The organism is Knoellia locipacati, from assembly GCF_044791685.1.
Classification (GTDB): domain Bacteria; phylum Actinomycetota; class Actinomycetes; order Actinomycetales; family Dermatophilaceae; genus Knoellia; species Knoellia locipacati_A.
In genome coordinates this window covers 2,867,840-2,884,832 of sequence record NZ_CP087730.1, presented here as the reverse complement: position 1 = coordinate 2,884,832, position 16,993 = coordinate 2,867,840, and the positions used below count along the sequence as shown (strand labels likewise).

The window sequence follows — 16,993 nt, the reverse complement described above, 5'->3', positions numbered from 1 at the left end:
CTCGCCTGGGCGACGAGAGAGGGGACGTCGACGGATCGCGGTGTCGTCGCGATGGTGCGGACCCGGGTGCGGGGTGGCCGGGTCGTCAGCTCGACGAGGGGACGGTGAGGATGAGTGCGTCGCCCTGGCCGCCACCGCCGCACAGGGCGGCGGCGCCGGTGCCCCCGCCACGACGCTGCAGCTCGAGAGCCAGCGTGAGGACGACGCGGGCGCCGGACATGCCGAGCGGGTGACCGACGGCGATGGCGCCACCGTTGGGGTTGACCTTGTCGGCGTCGATGCCGAGCTCCTTGGTCGACGCCAGACCCACGGCGGCGAACGCCTCGTTGATCTCGACGAGGTCGAGGTCGGCGGGAGCGATGCCGGCGCGGTCGCAGGCCTTCTTGATCGCGTTGGCCGGCTGCGACTGCAGGCTCGAGTCGGGGCCGGCGACGACGCCGTGGGCGCCGATCTCGGCAAGCCACGACAGGCCGAGCTCCTCGGCCTTCGACTTCTTCATGACGACGACCGCGCAGGCGCCGTCGGAGATCTGGGAGGCCGAGCCAGCCGTGATGGTGCCGTCCTTGGCGAAGGCGGGACGGAGCCGGGACAGCGACTCGGTGGTCGTGTCGGCGCGGATGCCCTCGTCCTCCTTGAACTCGACCGGGTCGCCCTTGCGCTGCGGGATCGAGACGGCGACGACCTCGTCGTCGAAGTAGCCGTCCTTCCAGGCCTTGGCTGCGAGCTGGTGGCTGCGGGCCGCGAAGGCGTCCTGCTCCTCGCGGGTGAAGGCGCTCGCGTCGACGTTGCGCGACTCGGTGAGCGAGCCCATCGCCTGGTTGGTGAGCACGTCGTAGAGGCCGTCGTAGGCCATCGAGTCCTGCAGGGTCACGTCGCCGTACTTGTAGCCGTCGCGGCTCTTGGGCAGCAGGTGGGGGGCGTTGGTCATCGACTCCTGGCCGCCGGCGACGACGACGTCGAACTCACCGGCGCGGACGAGCTGGTCGGCCAGCGCGATCGCGTCGAGGCCGGAGAGACAGACCTTGTTGACGGTGAGGGCGGGGACGTCCATCGGGATGCCGGCCTTGACGGCGGCCTGGCGTGCGGGGATCTGTCCCTCGCCCGCCGTGAGGACCTGGCCCATGATGACGTAGTCGACGTCCTCGGGCTTGACGCCCGACTTCTCGAGGGCGCCCTTGATGGCGAGCCCGCCGAGGTCGGAGCCGCTGAAGCCCTTGAGGCTGCCGCTCATCCGTCCCATCGGGGTCCGGGCCCCGGCGACGATGACAGTGGGGTCGGTGTGCTGGGTCGAGGCGGTGCTCACTGCAAGGTCCTCCAACGTCGATGTCGGGCGTGACGCCCAGGGTCTCGTCACGATGCTAGTCACTGCCGCGCGAGGGGCCCACCCCCGCTGTGACCGATGTCCCGTAGGTGTCCATCACCACACCCGCAACACCTGTATGCCGTGCGCTCCCGTCCCTAGGCTCAGGCCCATGAATCGTGCCCCCGGTGAGTCCCCCCTTGCCTTGTTCACGGCGATCGACCACGTCGGCGTGGCCGTGAGCGACCTCGACGAGGCGATCGCGTTCTACCGCGACACCTACGGGATGGAGCTCGCGCACGAGGAGGTCAACGAGGAGCAGGGCGTCCGCGAGGCGATGATGGCCGTCGGCGGGTCCGGCTCCCACATCCAGCTCCTGGCTCCGCTCTCCCCCGCGTCCACCATCGCCAAGTTCCTCGACCGTTCCGGCCCGGGCGTCCAGCAGGTGGCCTACCGCGTCGAGGACATCGACACCGTGAGCGCCACCCTGCGCGAGCGCGGGCTCCACCTTCTGTACGACGAGCCGAAGCGGGGCACCTCGGACAGCCGGGTCAACTTCATCCACCCCAAGGACGCCGGCGGCATCCTCGTCGAGCTCGTCGAGCCCAGCCGCACCCCCCACTGACTGCCCGTTCGCACCGCCGCACCCCCGACCGACTGCCCCCTCGCACAGCCGACTCACCAAGGAGCCCCACCCCATGGACCAGATCCGCGACGCCATCCTCAGCGGTGACCGCACCGAGGAGACCTACGCGAACCTCTCCATCCCGCAGACCTACCGGGCCGTCACCGTCCACAAGGACGAGGTCGACATGTTCGAGGGCCTCGCCTCGCGCGACAAGGACCCTCGCAAGTCGCTTCACGTCGACGACGTCCCCGTGCCCGAGCTCGCCCCGGGTGAGGCGCTCGTCGCGGTCATGGCCAGCGCGATCAACTACAACACCGTCTGGACCTCGATCTTCGAGCCGGTCTCGACGTTCGGCTTCCTCGAGCGCTACGGCCGCACCTCCGAGTACGCGAAGCGGCACGACCTGCCGTACCACATCGTCGGCTCCGACCTCGCCGGCGTCGTGCTCCGCACCGGCCCGGGCGTCGGCAAGTGGAAGCCCGGACAGGAGGTCGTCGCCCACTGCCTCAGCGTCGAGCTCGAGGACGCCGACGGCCACAACGACACGATGCTCGACCCGCAGCAGCGCATCTGGGGCTTCGAGACGAACTTCGGCGGTCTCGCCGAGCTCGCCATCGTCAAGGCCAACCAGCTCATGCCCAAGCCCACCCACCTCTCCTGGGAGGAGGCCGCGTCCCCCGGCCTGGTGAACAGCACGGCATACCGGCAGCTCATCTCCAAGAACGGTGCCGCCCTCAAGCTCGGCGACCGCGTCCTCATCTGGGGCGCCTCCGGCGGTCTCGGCTCCTACGCGACCCAGATGGCGCTGGCCGCCGGCGCCACCCCGATCTGCGTCGTCTCCTCGCCCGAGAAGGCCGAGATCTGCCGCGCCATGGGCGCCGAGCTCATCATCGACCGCAACGCCGAGGGCTACCGGTTCTGGAACGACGAGAACACCGTCCAGGACCCCAAGGAGTGGCAGCGCCTCGGCAAGAGGATCCGCGAGCTCACCGGCGGCCACGACGTCGACATCGTCTTCGAGCACCCGGGCCGCGAGACCTTCGGCGCGAGCGTCTACGTCGCGCGCAAGGGCGGCACCATCGTCACCTGCGCCTCGACCTCGGGCTACATGCACGAGTACGACAACCGCTACCTCTGGATGAACCTCAAGAACATCAAGTCCTCGCACTTCGCGAACTACCGCGAAGCTTGGGAGGCCAACGCGCTCATCGACCGCGGCCTCATTCACCCGACCCTCTCCAAGACCTACACGATGGACGAGGTCGGACAGGCCGCCCTCGACGTCCACCACAACCTCCACCAGGGCAAGGTCGGCGTCCTCACCCTGTCCCCCGAGCCGGGCCTGGGCATCACCGACGCCGAGAAGCGCTCCCGCTACGAGACCGAGATCAACCGCTTCCGCGACGCCTGACCAAGCCCGAGCGAAGCATGGCGCCCGTCGGGGCGTGCGTCGGTACGCCGGCCTGACGACGCGACAGGAGGTCGCGTCGAGTCGCGGGCCGGCGTGCCGCTAGCGCGCACTGAAGGGCGCGAGCGCGGCGGGCCGGCGTCTCGCTGAGCGCGCCCCGAGGGGCGCGAGCGCAGCGGGCGAGGACAGGGGCCGCGAGCGAGCGCTACTGGTGCCGCTGCCGCGGAACGAGCACCTCGTCGACGAGCAGCAGGGCAGCCGCGGCAACCGGGATGGCGAGCAGCGCACCGAGCACACCGAGCAGAGTGCCGCCGGCCAGCGCGGCAACCACGGTCACCGCACCCGGCACCGACACCGTGCGCTGCATGATCCGCGGCGCGATGACGTAGTTCTCGATCTGTTGGTAGATGAGGTAGTAGATCCCGGCGATGAGGGCACTGCGCGGGTCGTCGAAGAACGCGACCATGCAGACGAGCACCGCGCCGAGCGTGGCACCGACCATCGGGATGAGCCCGAGGAAGCCGACGAGCACGGCCAGCACCGCGGCATACGGGATCCCGAGCACGCTCATCATGACGTAGCTGAGGATCGCGTTGACCGTCGCGATGGCGACCTGGCCGATGGCGTAGGAGCCGGTGCGCCGCATGATCTCCTCACTCAGCTGCGCGACCCGGTTGCGCCGGCTCGCCGGGACCATCGAGTAGGCGACGCGCTTCATCTTCGGCAAGGAGGCGAGGAAGTAGAGCGTGAGGATGAGGATCGTGAACGTCTGGAAGACGCCGTTGGCGACAGCCCGGCCGGCGCCGAGCACTCCGCCCAGCACCGAGCTGATGAAGGTCTCGTCGGTGAGCCGCTTGTTGAACTCCTCGCTGATCTTGTCGACGACGTCGTAGTTCTTGTCGAGCTCCTGCACCCAGCTCGCGTTGAGGATCCGGTCGACGTAGCTCGGCGCCTCCTGGACGAGGTCGGTCCCCTGGGTGATGACCGGCGGGAAGACGAGCAGTCCGAGCAGGGTGAAGACGACGATGACGCCGAAGAAGACGATGCCGACCGACAGCGAGCGCTTGAGGCCCCGGCGCCCCAGCCACTCGACGATCGGGTTGAGCGCGAGGGTGAGGAAGAGGGCGACGACGAGGATCGTCAGGGTGGTCGCGAGCCGCCCGAGCGAGTGCCAGAGCCCGATCGCGATGAGCGCGCCGAGCGCCCCGACGAACCCGAGGTAGAACGGCGAGTGACGGTTGATGGGCCGGCCCATCTCGCCGAACTGCGTCGTCCCCTCCGACCCGGACGCGGCACCCGCGGCGGCGGTCGCCCGGCCCTCACCCGGCTGGCCCTCAGCGGTCTCGCCCGGACGCCCGTCGGTGTCGCCGTCGCCATCGAGGAGGTCGGCGAGCAGGCTCCGCTCGAGGTGCTCGTCCTCGTGGCGGATGCGGTTGCTCTCGCGCAGGGCGGCCCGCTGACGCGTCCGGTACTCGCGCCAGCTGCGTACGGAGTTCTTGCCCCAGCTCAGGTTCACGTCGCCTCCACGTCCGGCAGCCTAGACGGCGCGGAGGAGCGTTCAGCGGAACGCGCCCGGCGGATGCCGCCGCTCACGGGCCGCCCAGCACGCCGTGTGCCAGTGCCGCCGGTCGCCGACCCCGCCGACGCCCTCCTCTGGCCACGCCACGACGTGCGGCGTGCCGGGATGGATGGACTGCTCGCAGCCGGGGCACAGGTAGGTGCGGTCCGAGGACTCGCCGGTGAGGCGACGCACGGCCCAGCGCTGGCCGGCATACGACTCGGTCGTCGTCATCCCGCGCCCGAGGCGACCCAGGGCGAGGGGCACGTCGTCGCGGCGGCGGCGGTTGGCGCGGGGCATGGGTCCAGTGTCCCGCGCGGTGCACGCGGCGCGAAGCGGCGGCCCCCACACGAGAGACGGTCCCGCAGCCTCAGGGGCTGCGGGACCGTCCCGGTCGGTGTGGCGGTCAGGCGGTGGCGGGCACCGCGCGGGCGGGGATGCCGACCTCCTGCTCGACCGGGACCCGGCGCAGGTGGCGGAAGCCGAGGAAGCTCAGGACGAACATCCCGAGGGCGCCGGCGAAGCTGGCCCAGGCGGCGTACATCGCGATCTTGCCCATGGTCCCGAAGGCGTAGGCGTTGAGGAGGAGGCCTCGCAGCGTCTCACCGCGGAAGGCGAGCTGGACGAGTCCGGCAGCCTTCTCGTCGTCCGGGTTGGCCCGCGAGAGGGTGCTCAGCTCCGAGTAGGTCTTGCCACCGGTCGAGGCGTCGAGGTGGACCTTGATGTAGTGGTCCGCGTAGGCCTTGGCCTGCTCGCCGGTGAGGAGCTGCTGGCCGGCGTACTGCTCGAGGTAGGGCTTGACCGCCGGGTCCTCGAGCTGCTCGCTGCCTGCCTCGGGGAAGTAGATGTTCTGCGCAGCGAGCTGGGTGCGGACGTTGTCGTCCACGAAGGTGTTGGCCCAGGAGAGGAGTCCGCCTGCGACCAGGAGGACTGTGGCGACGATGAGGCCGCCCGTCGTGAGCAGTGCATCCAAGGTGCGACGTCGCATGATGGTTCTTTCCTCGTCTGGGCTGTGGCCCGTTGTTGGTGTGCCTTGCTGGCAGGACCAACTCTCGCGCCTGACCGGGGTCGCGGATCAGGGACGATGGTCCCGGGTCCGGTACCTTTCAACGAGATGTGGCTCACACCGCCCGAAGAGGGTTGCGGGTGTTCCGAGCCGTCGTCAGACCGCTCGTCAGGCGCGGACCCGGGCGCTCGTCGGGTCGTGGAGCGGACGCAGCGAGACCGTCGCCGGGACGCGGGTGCCCGCCACATGGACCTCCCACGTCCCGTCGTCGAGCCACGCCTTCGTCACCGGTCTGCCGGCGGTGACCGAGGCGATGCCCACCGCTCCCCCGAGCGTCCAGCCGTAGGACGCCGACCGCACGTCCCCGACCGCGACACCGTCACGCAGCACGACCTCGGCCCCGAACATCAGCGGCGCGGGGTCGGTGAGCAGCACCTGGACGAGCCGGTCGTGGCGCGGGTTCTCGCGTTCGGCGACGACTGCCTCACGCCCGATGAACTCCGTGTCGAGGTCGACCGCGAACCCGAGCCCCGCCATCTGGACCGTGTCGGTGTTGTCGATGTCGTGCCCGTAGTCGCGGTAGGCCTTCTCGAGCCGCAGGGAACCGAGCGCACGCAGTCCGACAGGCCTGAGCCCGTATGCCGTGCCCTCCGCGCGCAGCACCCTCCAGAGCGTGGCCGCGTGCTCCCGAGGGACGTACAGCTCGTAGCCGAGCTCGCCGACGTAGGTGATGCGGACGCAGAGCAGCTCGATCCCGGCCACCGTGATGCTGCGCGCGGCCCGGAACGGGAACGCCTCGTTCGACAGGTCCGCGTCGGTGAGGGCCGCGAGCAGGTCCCGAGAGAGCGGCCCCTGGACGTTGAGCTGTCCGGTGGCCTCGGTGACGTCCTCGACGACGACCTCGGCGTCGCCGACCTGGCGTCGCAACCACGCGAGGGTGTGCCCGTGCGCGGTGTCCGAGGCGACGACGAGGAAGTCGCCCTCCCCCCGCTTGGTCACGGTGAGGTCGGCCTCGATGCCGCCGTCCGGGCCGAGCCACTGGGTGTAGGTGATCCGGTCGACGTCCCCGTCGACGTGCCCCGCGCTGACCCGCTCGAGCACGGCTCCGGCGTCCGGACCCGTCACGGCGAAGGTCGCCATGAAGGACATGTCGATGAGGCCCACCGCCTCCCGCACCGCCCGGTGCTCGGCCTCCCACTGCTCGAACCAGGGCTGGCGACCCCACGAGGGGGTGACGTGCGGGGTCTGTCCGTCGCCGGCATACCAGTCCGCGCTCTCCCAGCCGGAGACGTCCTTGAGCTTCGCGCCCGCGGCGACCATCTCGTCGTGGACCGGCGAGACGAACGTGCCGCGACCGGTGAGGAGCTCGACGCCCGGGGTGTGGGCGGCGTACGTCCTGCCGAGGACCTCGGTGACGCGGTCCCGCCGGTAGTCGCGGTGGAGCTGGTGCGGCATGAAGCGCGCGACGTCGATCGCGGTGACGTCGACGTCCGGGCGACCGCTCGAGATCCACTGTGCGACAACGCGTCCAAGCCCACCGCTGCTGAGGATGCCGACGGAGTTGAGGCCAGCGGCGACGAAGTAGCCCTGCAGACCGGGTGCCTCGCCGACGGCCGGGAGCCGGTCGGGCGTGAACGACTCCGGGCCGCAGAAGAAGGTGCGGACGCCGGCGTCGAGCGTCACCGGCACGCGGGACATGGCGATCTCGAGGGCCGGTGCCATGCGCTCCCAGTCGGGAGGCAGCGTGCCGAACGAGAAGTCCTCGGGTATGCCGTCGAGGTTCCACGCGGCGGCCTCCGGCTCGAAGAGCCCGACCATCATGCCGCCGCCCTCCTCGCGGTAGTAGCCGTAGCGCGCCGGGTCCTCGAAGATCGGCCCGTTCGGGTCGAGCCCGGGGATGGTGTCGGTGATGAGGTAGTAGTGCTCGGCCGCCTGGTTCGGGATGACGACACCGTGCCGCTCCCCCAGCTGGCGGGCCCACATGCCGGCGCAGTTGACGACCGTCTCACACTCGATGTCGCCTGCACTGGTGCGGACGCCGGTGACACGCGGGAGCGCACCGTCCTGACGGGTGATGACGTCGCCCACGCTCACACCTTCGACGATGCGCACGCCGAGGTTCCTCGCGCCGCGGGCCAGCGACATCGTGAGGTCGACCGGGTTGACGCGGCCGTCACCGGGGACATGGAAGCCGGCGATGAGGCCGTCCATGACGGCATGCGGGAAGAGCTCGGCCATCTCGCCGGGGGCGATCTCGTCGACCTCGAGCCCGAGCCTGCGCTGGAAGGTGGCGACGCGCCGGTACTCCTCGAGGCGGTCGGTGTCACCCACGGCCTCGATGACGCCGACCGGGCGGAAGCCCGTGGACAGCCCGGTCTCGGCCTCGAGGCGCGCGAAGAGGTCGCGTGAGTACAGCCGGATGTTCGTCAGGGTCTCGCTCGTCGACCCGAAGCAGGTCATGAGCCCGGCGGCGTGCCACGTCGTGCCGCTGGTGAGGCGGTCACGCTCGACGAGGACGACGTCGGTGACGCCCTCGTGCGCGAGGTGGTAGGCGATGGAGGTGCCGATGACGCCGCCGCCGATGATGACGACCCGGGCGCGGCTGGGGAGGTTCGGGGCTGCACTCACACGCGGAGGCTACCCACCGACGGCGGGCAGGCGGACGGCATACGGCGTCGACGCGACTCGAGATCCGGCCCCGGCGTCTCGAGATCGGGGAGACTGCACGATCGGGGCGGCGGATCGTGCAGTCTCCCCGATCTCGACAGCCGCAGCGAGGGTGGGGAGCCGTATCCCCACCGAAGCGCTCAGCCGAGGTCCAGGCGGTGCGGGTCCACGCCCAACAGGTGCGCGAGTCGGCGCAGCAGGGCGATGCGGCGGGAGCGCTGGAACAGGTCCTCGGCCCAGATCTCGACGACGCGCCACCCGTCGTCCTCGGCGAGGTTGCGGCGTGCCACGTCGACGCTCCGTTGACGGCGGCCACCGTGGTGATCGCCCTGGTACTCCCCGATGACCCGTTGCTCACGCCAGACGAGGTCGCCCTCGAGGATCCAGCCTGCGTCACCGACCACGGCAGCGTTGAGCTCCGGCTCGGGCAGACCGCTGCGCACGACGAGTAGTCGGGTCAGTGTCTCCATGGGCGACCTCACGCCGACCCGGGCGAGATGGAGCGCGTCGCGCAGTCGGCGGGCACCTCGAGGACGGGTGCGGCGGGACATCGCTTCAACGAAATCGTCGCGCCGGTCCGTCCGCGATCCACCACCGGCATCAGCGGCCATCTGGTGACGCAGCACCGCCTCCCACTCCTCCTCCCCCGGCTGGACGACGATGCGCTCGGCGAGTGCCATGAGGACGGCGTCGGCCACGACGACCAGATCATCGACCGAGAGCGTCTGCGGCGAGCAGATCTCGGCGAGGTCGACCCACGTGTCGACCGGACCGGTGACGGGAAGACCTGCTACGTGTGTCACCCGGCGCCTCTCCAGTCCGCGGTGGCCGCGGCATCCACCTCTCTCGACCGGCGGCCGCGAGGACTCCCTCATCACGTCGAGTAGGTCACCGCTCGCCGCCCATCGAGGGAGCGGCAGCCCCAGCAGACCCGCCGCCGTGAGGTGGCTGAACACGACGTCGTCGGGAAGCGCGAGGGCGAAGGCCCGGCAGCGTTCGGTGAGGTCGGCGGGCGCCACCGGCGACCGCACTTCCTGGGTGACGCGCACCAGGTGCGGGCGACGCCACTGGGAGAGGCTCAGCCCGGAGGCACGGGCTGCGGCCAGCGACGTGGGCGAGGACAGAACCGGATCTCTGGGCGGCATGCCTCCAGCGTGGCCCGAGCCGCGACACCACCGCTGACGCCATCCACAGGCAGCCTCGAGATCGGGCAGACGGCCGAAAATAGGCCGCCGAACCTGCCGTCTGCCCGATCTCGACGCGTCAGGCGTAGGTGCGGAAGCCGCGCCCGCTCTTGCGGCCGAGGTAGCCCGCCGTCACGAGGTGCTCGAGCAGCGGCGCGGGTGCGTAGCCCGGCTCGCGGAACTCGATGTAGAGCTCCCGCTCGATGGCCAGCGACACGTCGAGCCCGACGACGTCGAGCAGCTCGAACGGTCCCATCGGCAGGCCACAGCCGGTCTTCATGGCGGTGTCGATGTCGTCGGCGCTGGCGTAGTTGGCCGACAGCATCTTGATGGCGTCGTTGAGGTAGGGGAAGAGCAGCGCGTTGACGATGAAGCCGGAGCGGTCCCCGCACGTCACCGGGCTCTTGCCGATCTCGCGGCACAGCTGCTGCACGGTGGCGACCACGTCGTCGCCTGTCGAGACGGTGTGCACCACCTCGACGAGCTTCATGACCTGCGCCGGGTTGAAGAAGTGCATGCCGACGACGTCCTCGGGACGCGACGTGACCTTGGCGCAGTCGATGATCGGCAGCGACGAGGTCGTCGTCGCGAGGATCGCCCCGGGCTTGCAGATCTTGTCGAGGTCGCGGAAGAGCTCCTGCTTGATGTCGAGGTCCTCGGCGATCGCCTCGACGACGAGGTCCACCTCGGCGAGGTCGGCGCGCGACGTCGTGGGGTGCAGGCGGGCCAGCAGCGCGTCGGCCTCCTCCTGGGTCGCGCGCCCCTTCTCGACCGCCCGCGCCTGCGACTTCTCGATGGCCGCGCGGACACCGGCGAGCCGCTCCTCGGTCCGCGCGACGTAGGTGACCTGCTTGCCCGCCTTGGCGAAGACCTCGATGATGCCGGTGGCCATCGTCCCCGAGCCCACGACGCCGACCGAGCTGACCTCGCGCAGCGTCACCCCGTCCGCGACGCCCTCGCTCGGCGTGTGCGAGTCGGCGACGACCTCGGGAGAGCCGGGGCCGGCATACGTGTAGAAGCCCCGTCCGGTCTTGCGGCCCTTGAGCCCCGCGGACACCATCTGCTTGATGATCGGGCTCGGTGCGTGGAGCCGGTCGCGCCCCTGCTTGTACATCGTGTCGAGGATCTCGTATGCCGTGTCGAGACCGATGAGGTCGAGCAGCGCGAGCGGACCCATGGGGTAGCCGCAGCCGAGCTTCATCGCGGCGTCGATGTCCTCGCGCGTGGCGTAGCGGCTCTCGAACATCGCGACCGCGTGGTTGAGGTAGCCGAAGAGCAGGGCGTTGGCGATGAACCCGGCCTTGTCCCCGACGATGACCGGCTTCTTGCCCAGCCGCTCGGCCAGGGCCTTGACGTCCTCGAAGACGTCGTCGGCGGTGATGACGGTGCGGATGACCTCGACGAACTGCAGGACCGGCGCGGGGTTGAAGAAGTGCATGCCGACGACGCGCTTCGGCGTGCTCGTCGACGCGGCGATCTCGGTCACCGGCAGCGACGAGGTGTTCGTCGCGAGGATGGCGTCGGGCGCGACGATCGCGTCGAGCTCGGCGAAGATCTCCTTCTTGAGGTCCAGGTGCTCCGGTACGGCCTCGACGACGAGCTGGCAGTCGGCGAGCGAGTCGAACCCGGTCGCGTAGGTGACGTGCCCGTGGAGGGCGTCGTGGGCCGCCTGGTCGATCTTGCCGCGGTCGAGCGCACGACCGGTCGACTTCGCGAGGAAGGAGCGCCCACGCTCGACCGCCTCGTCGTTGGCGTCGACGGCGACGACGTCGATCCCGTTGCGCGCGAACACCTCCACGATGCCGGCACCCATGGTGCCCAGTCCGATGACGCCTACCTTGGTGAACTCGCGTGACATGGTCGCGAGTCTGTCAGAGCGCGTATGCCGTGTGGAGCGCTCCCGGGGGTGAGAGTCCTCACCAGGAGAAGCCCGAGGCGAGCAGCGCCGACTCCACCTGGAAGCGCTGCTCCCGGCTCATCCCGCTCCTCGCGCCCTCCGGCGGCGGCACTCCCAGCTCGCTGCACGCCCGCAGCAGCCCGTCGTCGTAGGCCAGCAGGGCCGCCCTCAGGTGCAGGGCCTTGGCCGGCCGGTCGCTGTCTCCGATCCGCTGGACCTGGTCCGAGAGGCGTCGCAGCTGGGCGGCGAGGACCGCGCTGGGCACCGGCTCCGGGCCCGGCCGCTGGGCGTCGCGCCAGGCCTCCCAGCGGTCGGTCACCGCGTCGTAGGGGCGGGGCGCGTGGCCGGTGGTGGCGTACCTCAGCACCGCCCAGGCGGCGTCGAGCGCGACGACGACCCCGGCGGTCACGGCGGCATAGGCGGGCAGGTAGCTCACAGGCAGTCACCTCTGCCTCGAGTCTGCGCCGGTGGTGTGACGACGGCAACCCTGCCCGTTAGGGTGACCCGGTGCGAGTGGTGATTGCGACCTGCAGTGTCGACTACGACGGGCGGCTGACGGCCCACCTCCCCCTCGCGACCCGGTTGCTCATGGTCAAGGCCGACGGCTCGGTGCTCATCCACTCCGACGGCGGCTCCTACAAGCCCCTCAACTGGATGTCACCGCCGTGCGCGATGGCCGAGGTCGACCCCGACGAGGCCGAGGTCGCCGACGGCGTGACCGCGGTCTGGGCCGTCCAGCACGCCAAGTCCGAGGACCGCCTCCGGGTGCGCCTGCACGAGGTCCACAGCGACACGAGCCACGAGCTCGGCGTCGACCCCGGGCTCGTCAAGGACGGCGTCGAGGCCCACCTGCAGCGGCTCCTCGCCGAGCACATCACGACCCTGGGTGACGGCTTCACCCTGACGCGGCGCGAGTACATGACCCCCATCGGGCCGGTCGACATCCTCTGCAAGGACGCCACCGGGGCGACCGTCGCCGTCGAGATCAAACGCCGCGGCGACATCGACGGTGTCGAGCAGCTCACCCGCTACCTCGAGCTCATGAACCGCGACCCGCACCTCGCCCCCGTCGCGGGCGTCTTCGCCGCGCAGCAGATCAAGCCGCAGGCCCGCACGCTGGCCGAGGACCGCGGCATACGCTGCGTCGTCCTCGACTACGACGACCTGAAGGGCATCGACAACAGCGAGCACCGGCTCTTCTAGACCACCGAGCGGTCCGCGCTCCCCGGCCAGGACCGCACGACGACGTCGTCGGCGTCGACGGAGATCTCGGCGACCGCGCAGGTCGGGAGGAAGTGCAGGCCCGCGAGGTCGCTGCGCACGTTGCGAGACATGCGCGGGAGCGCGAACGACATCACCCCGCCGTGGCTGAAGGCGAGCACCGTCTCGCCCCGGTGCAGGTCGGCGATCTCCTCGAGGGCGCTGCGATAGCGGTCGAGCACCGACTGCCCGTCCTCGCCGCCGGGGATGAACGTGCCCAGGTGGCCCGCCTTCCACGCCTCGAACACCCCGAGCAGCTCCGGGTCGTCGTGCTCCCGACCGGCGAGCGCGCCGACCGAGAACTCCTCGAGACCCGGCACGACCCGCGTCGCGACTGCGAGCACCTCCGCGGCGACGACGCCCGACTCGACGGCGCGCTGGAGACCGCTCGTGTAGACCGCCGCGACCTTGCGCCCCGACAGCGACTCGGCAAGCTCGCGCACCTGGTCCCGGCCCTTGTCGGTGAGCCAGCCGCCGTCGTCCGACAGCACCTTGGGGTGCGGGTAGTCGGCGTCGCCGTGCCGGGCCACGAGCACGGTTGCGGCACACTGCAGGTCGCTCACGCCCCCACCTTGCCACGTCCTCCCGGACACGAGCCCGTATGCCGTCCGCCCCGAATCCGGTCGACAGCGGCATTCGCGGCTGGTTGGCTGACGAGGTGACCGACGACCTCTCCTTCGCCACCCTTGACCTCCACGACGAGAGCCCGGCCAACACTGCTCGCCTCGACGGCTGGCTCGACGCGATCCTCCGCGGCTTCCACCAGGGCCGTCCGACCGACGAGTTCCGCGCCAAGTGGCTGAGGGTGGCCCGGGCCGACGGTGCCGTCAACCGCGGGGTCTGGGACACCAACCCGCTCGGACTCTCGAACGACGTGCCCGTGGCGACGTTCGCCCACCTCACCAAGACCCTCAACGCCGGCGCGGCCCAGGTCGAGGCGTGGATGATCACCGACGTCACCGTGGCGCCGACGCACCGCCGCCGTGGCCTCATGCGCCGTCTCATGACCGAGAACCTCGACGCGGCGGTGGCCGCGGGCGTGCCCGTCGCCGTCCTCACCGCCTCGGAGGGGTCCATCTACCAGCGGTTCGGCTTCGGCCCGGCGACGCGGGAGGCTCGTCTGCGGGTCGACACCTCGTCCAGGTTCCGGCTCCGGTCCGTCCCCGACGACGGTGGCCGCGTCGTCATGGCTGACCCGGTCGAGTCCTGGCCGGCGCTGTCGGGCGTCTTCGACCGCCACCACGACGTGACTCGCGGGGCTCTCGGTCGGCCCGCCTACTACGAGGACTGGCTCAGGGGCTACGACTGGGACGAGCAGAGCGAGAGCCGCAAGCAGCGGGTCGCCGTGCGGATCGGTCCCGACGGCCGGGCCGACGGCTACGTCGTCTACGAGATCAAGAGCGGCGACGAGGTGGAGGTCAAGGTGCACGACCTCGTCTCGGCGACGCCCACGGCATACCTCTCCCTGTGGCAGTTCCTCGCCGACATCGACCTCGCCCGGGTCGTCGTGGGTCCTGCCCCCGCCGTGGACCCACTCGCCCTCGCCCTGGTCGACCACCGTGTCCGCAGGGTCACCTCGATGCCCGACCACCTGTGGGTCCGCATCCTCGACGCACCGGCGGCCCTCGAGGCTCGGCCGTGGTTCGCCGACGGGTCGCTCACGCTGCGCGTGGAGGACCCGCTGGACCACGCGGACGGCGTGGTCCGGGTCACCGCGCGCGACGGGCGAGCCTCGGTCACCGCGACGACCGACGAGCCCGACGTCACGCTCGACGTCGAGACGCTGGGGACGCTCTACCTCGGGGACGTCACGGTGGACGCGATGGCTCGCGCCGGTCGCGTGACCGGCAACGACGAGTCGCTGGGCCGGTTCGCTGCGCTGGCCGACGGCAGCCCGTCACCGCACTGCAACACCCACTTCTGAGGCGCCGTCACCCAAGCGGTCAGGCGTGCGTCGGCTGCGCGGACTCCGTCTGCCGTGACTCGCGGATGACGTCGACGAACCTCGACATGATGTCGTTGAGGCCGAAGTCCTTCGGCGTGAAGACCTCGGCGACACCGAGGGCCTTGAGCCGGGCCGCGTCGGACTCGGGGATGATCCCGCCGACGATGACCGGGATGTCGCCCGCGCCGGCCTCCCGGAGCCGGTCGAGCACTTCGGGCACGAGCTCCATGTGCGAGCCCGAGAGGATCGAGATGCCGACGAGGTGCACGTCCTCGGAGACGGCCGCCGCGACGATCTGCTCGGGTGTCAGCCTGATCCCCTGGTAGATGACCTCGAAGCCGGCGTCGCGAGCGCGGACCGCGATCTGCTCGGCGCCGTTGGAGTGGCCATCGAGACCGGGCTTGCCGACGAGGACGCGCAGGCTCTCGCCCAGCTCCTCCCGCAGAGCACCGACCCGCTCCCGCACCGCCGTGAGCTCCGCCCCGGCAGCGCCACCGGTGAGACCGACCGACCCCGTGACACCGGTCGGCGCCCGGAACTCGCCGAAGACGTCACGCAGCGCCTGGGCCCACTCCCCCGTCGTCACCTCGGCGCGGGCGCACTCGATCGAGGCCTCCATGAGGTTCTCGTCTGTCTGGGCGACCTCGCGCAGGCGAGCGAGAGCGGCGGCCGCACGGTCCTGTCGAGCCGGGTCGGCATCACGCTGCTCACGCCACTGCCGGACCGCTGCCGCAGCCGCGGCCTCGACGCCGGCGTCGACCGTCTGGATGGCCGTGTCGAGGTCGGCGGTGAGCGGGTTGGGCTCGGTGGTCTCGAACCTGTTGACCCCGACGATGACGTCCTCACCGGCCTCGATGCGCTGACGCCGCAGGGCGTGCGAGGCGACGAGGGCGGACTTCATGTAGCCGCTCTCGACGGCCGCCACGGCCCCGCCCATCTCCTGCACGCGGGCGATCTCGGCCTTCGCGCCGGCGACGAGCTCGGCGACCTTGGCGTCGACGACCGTCGACCCCTCGAAGAGGTCGTCGTACTCGAGCAGGTCGGACTCGAAGGCCAGCACCTGCTGCATACGCAGCGACCACTGCTGGTCCCACGGACGCGGCAGCCCGAGCGCCTCGTTCCACGCCGGGAGCTGGACGGCGCGTGCGCGCGCGCCCTTGGACAGCGTCACCGCAAGCATCTCGAGGACGATGCGCTGGACGTTGTTCTCGGGCTGGGCCTCGGTGAGGCCGAGCGAGTTCACCTGGACGCCGTAGCGGAAGCGCCGCTGCTTGGCGTCGGTGACGCCGTAGCGCTCACGCGTCAGCTCGTCCCACAGCTCGACGAAGGCGCGCATCTTGCACATCTCCTCGACGAACCGGACCCCCGCGTTGACGAAGAAGGAGATCCGGGCGACGACCTCGCCGAAACGTTCCTGCGGCACCTGCCCCGCATCGCGGACGGCGTCGAGCACGGCGATGGCCGTCGACATCGCGTAGGCGATCTCCTGCACGGGCGTCGCGCCGGCCTCCTGCAGGTGGTAGCTGCAGATGTTGATCGGGTTCCACTTCGGGATCTCGGCGACGGTGTAGCTCACCATGTCGGTGATGAGCCGCAGCGACGGCGCCGGCGCGAAGACGTAGGTCCCGCGCGACAGGTACTCCTTGATGATGTCGTTCTGGGTCGTGCCCGCGAGCGATCGCACGACCTCGGACGGGTCCTCGCCGGCAGCCGTGGCCTGGTCCTCGGCCGCCACCTGGTACATCGCGAGCAGCCACATCGCCGTGGCGTTGATCGTCATCGACGTGTTCATCTGACCGAGCGGGATCTCGTCGAACAGGGCCCGCATGTCACCGATGTGCGAGATCGGCACCCCCACCTTGCCGACCTCTCCGCGGGCGAGCACGTGGTCGGGGTCGTAGCCGGTCTGCGTCGGCAGGTCGAAGGCGACGGAGAGCCCGGTCTGGCCCTTCTCGAGGTTGCGCCGGTAGAGCGCGTTCGAGGCAGCGGCACTGGAGTGGCCGGCATACGTGCGCATCACCCAGGGTCGGTCTCGCTCGGGACGCGCGGGGGCAGCAGCGGCGGGCGCCGCCTCGGCAGAGGGGTCTTCGGGCATGGTTCGACGCTACCCGCGGGTCACCAGTCGAGACAGGGTCTCAGG

Annotated in this window: 14 protein-coding genes; 4 read left to right on the top strand and 10 right to left on the bottom strand. The window is 70.7% G+C overall.

Going from position 1 to position 16,993, the window contains the following annotated elements; all coding sequences use genetic code 11:
* Window positions 1–85 precede the first annotated feature (85 nt).
* Window positions 86–1,240, bottom strand: coding sequence for an acetyl-CoA C-acetyltransferase (locus LL946_RS13505; RefSeq protein WP_404386901.1), 1,155 nt, complete (start codon window positions 1,238–1,240; stop codon window positions 86–88).
* Window positions 1,241–1,472: 232 nt separating this feature from the next.
* Here LL946_RS13505 and mce point away from each other — a divergent pair, with 232 nt between their 5' ends.
* On the top strand, window positions 1,473–1,925 hold the full coding sequence (gene mce / locus LL946_RS13500; RefSeq protein ID WP_404381462.1) for a methylmalonyl-CoA epimerase: 453 nt from the start codon (window positions 1,473–1,475) through the stop codon (window positions 1,923–1,925).
* A gap of 73 nt (window positions 1,926–1,998) precedes the next feature.
* On the top strand, window positions 1,999–3,339 hold the full coding sequence (ccrA, locus tag LL946_RS13495; protein ID WP_404381460.1) for a crotonyl-CoA carboxylase/reductase: 1,341 nt from the start codon (window positions 1,999–2,001) through the stop codon (window positions 3,337–3,339).
* A gap of 202 nt (window positions 3,340–3,541) precedes the next feature.
* Here the strand turns inward: ccrA and LL946_RS13490 are convergent, their stop codons facing one another.
* The 7 genes from LL946_RS13490 to LL946_RS13460 all read right to left on the bottom strand — a co-directional run bounded on the left by LL946_RS13490 (window position 3,542) and on the right by LL946_RS13460 (window position 12,084).
* Complete coding sequence (locus LL946_RS13490) at window positions 3,542–4,852, bottom strand: AI-2E family transporter (RefSeq protein ID WP_404381458.1); 1,311 nt, start codon at window positions 4,850–4,852, stop codon at window positions 3,542–3,544.
* A gap of 42 nt (window positions 4,853–4,894) precedes the next feature.
* Window positions 4,895–5,194 (bottom strand): hypothetical protein, encoded by a 300-nt coding sequence (locus LL946_RS13485; RefSeq protein WP_404381456.1) that lies wholly within the window; start codon window positions 5,192–5,194, stop codon window positions 4,895–4,897.
* A gap of 106 nt (window positions 5,195–5,300) precedes the next feature.
* The gene (locus LL946_RS13480; RefSeq protein WP_404381454.1) at window positions 5,301–5,882 is read right to left on the bottom strand and encodes a hypothetical protein; all 582 of its coding nucleotides are present in this window, start codon (window positions 5,880–5,882) and stop codon (window positions 5,301–5,303) included.
* Between the two features lie 186 nt (window positions 5,883–6,068).
* Window positions 6,069–8,528, bottom strand: a complete 2,460-nt coding sequence (locus LL946_RS13475; RefSeq protein WP_404381452.1) for an FAD-dependent oxidoreductase — start codon at window positions 8,526–8,528, stop codon at window positions 6,069–6,071.
* A gap of 179 nt (window positions 8,529–8,707) precedes the next feature.
* The gene (locus tag LL946_RS13470; RefSeq protein ID WP_404381450.1) at window positions 8,708–9,712 is read right to left on the bottom strand and encodes a hypothetical protein; all 1,005 of its coding nucleotides are present in this window, start codon (window positions 9,710–9,712) and stop codon (window positions 8,708–8,710) included.
* Between the two features lie 118 nt (window positions 9,713–9,830).
* Window positions 9,831–11,609 (bottom strand): 3-hydroxyacyl-CoA dehydrogenase family protein, encoded by a 1,779-nt coding sequence (locus LL946_RS13465; RefSeq protein WP_404381448.1) that lies wholly within the window; start codon window positions 11,607–11,609, stop codon window positions 9,831–9,833.
* A 58-nt stretch (window positions 11,610–11,667) separates the two neighbouring features.
* Window positions 11,668–12,084 carry a hypothetical protein gene (locus LL946_RS13460; protein ID WP_404381446.1) on the bottom strand — a complete coding sequence of 139 codons (417 nt, stop codon included), beginning with the start codon at window positions 12,082–12,084 and terminating at the stop codon, window positions 11,668–11,670.
* A gap of 71 nt (window positions 12,085–12,155) precedes the next feature.
* Between LL946_RS13460 and nucS the strand changes: the two genes are divergently transcribed.
* On the top strand, window positions 12,156–12,851 hold the full coding sequence (gene nucS / locus LL946_RS13455) for an endonuclease NucS (RefSeq protein WP_404381444.1): 696 nt from the start codon (window positions 12,156–12,158) through the stop codon (window positions 12,849–12,851).
* On the opposite strand, the gene LL946_RS13450 is transcribed toward nucS, so the two are convergent.
* Window positions 12,848–13,471: a histidine phosphatase family protein gene (locus LL946_RS13450; protein ID WP_404381442.1), complete on the bottom strand. Its 624-nt coding sequence runs from the start codon at window positions 13,469–13,471 to the stop codon at window positions 12,848–12,850. The genes nucS and LL946_RS13450 overlap by 4 nt on opposite strands.
* 38 nt (window positions 13,472–13,509) lie before the next feature.
* On the opposite strand from LL946_RS13450, the gene LL946_RS13445 reads away from it, so the two are divergent.
* Entirely contained in the window at window positions 13,510–14,832 is a 1,323-nt protein-coding gene (locus tag LL946_RS13445) for a GNAT family N-acetyltransferase (RefSeq protein WP_404381440.1), read from the top strand.
* A gap of 19 nt (window positions 14,833–14,851) precedes the next feature.
* Here the strand turns inward: LL946_RS13445 and LL946_RS13440 are convergent, their stop codons facing one another.
* Window positions 14,852–16,870 (bottom strand): protein meaA, encoded by a 2,019-nt coding sequence (locus LL946_RS13440; RefSeq protein ID WP_404386899.1) that lies wholly within the window; start codon window positions 16,868–16,870, stop codon window positions 14,852–14,854.
* Window positions 16,871–16,993: the final 123 nt, after the last annotated feature.

Bases quoted from the DNA above. Each gene is read 5' to 3' on its own strand.
- LL946_RS13465 (WP_404381448.1), bottom strand. From the start codon at position 11,609: ATGTCACGCGAGTTCACCAAGGTAGGCGTCATCGGACTGGGCACCATG.
- LL946_RS13470 (WP_404381450.1), bottom strand. From the start codon at position 9,712: ATGCCGCCCAGAGATCCGGTTCTGTCCTCGCCCACGTCGCTGGCCGCA.
- ccrA (WP_404381460.1), top strand. From the start codon at position 1,999: ATGGACCAGATCCGCGACGCCATCCTCAGCGGTGACCGCACCGAGGAG.
- LL946_RS13485 (WP_404381456.1), bottom strand. From the start codon at position 5,194: ATGCCCCGCGCCAACCGCCGCCGCCGCGACGACGTGCCCCTCGCCCTG.
- LL946_RS13480 (WP_404381454.1), bottom strand. From the start codon at position 5,882: ATGCGACGTCGCACCTTGGATGCACTGCTCACGACGGGCGGCCTCATC.
- LL946_RS13445 (WP_404381440.1), top strand. From the start codon at position 13,510: ATGCCGTCCGCCCCGAATCCGGTCGACAGCGGCATTCGCGGCTGGTTG.
- mce (WP_404381462.1), top strand. From the start codon at position 1,473: ATGAATCGTGCCCCCGGTGAGTCCCCCCTTGCCTTGTTCACGGCGATC.
- LL946_RS13505 (WP_404386901.1), bottom strand. From the start codon at position 1,240: ATGGGACGGATGAGCGGCAGCCTCAAGGGCTTCAGCGGCTCCGACCTC.
- LL946_RS13440 (WP_404386899.1), bottom strand. From the start codon at position 16,870: ATGCGCACGTATGCCGGCCACTCCAGTGCCGCTGCCTCGAACGCGCTC.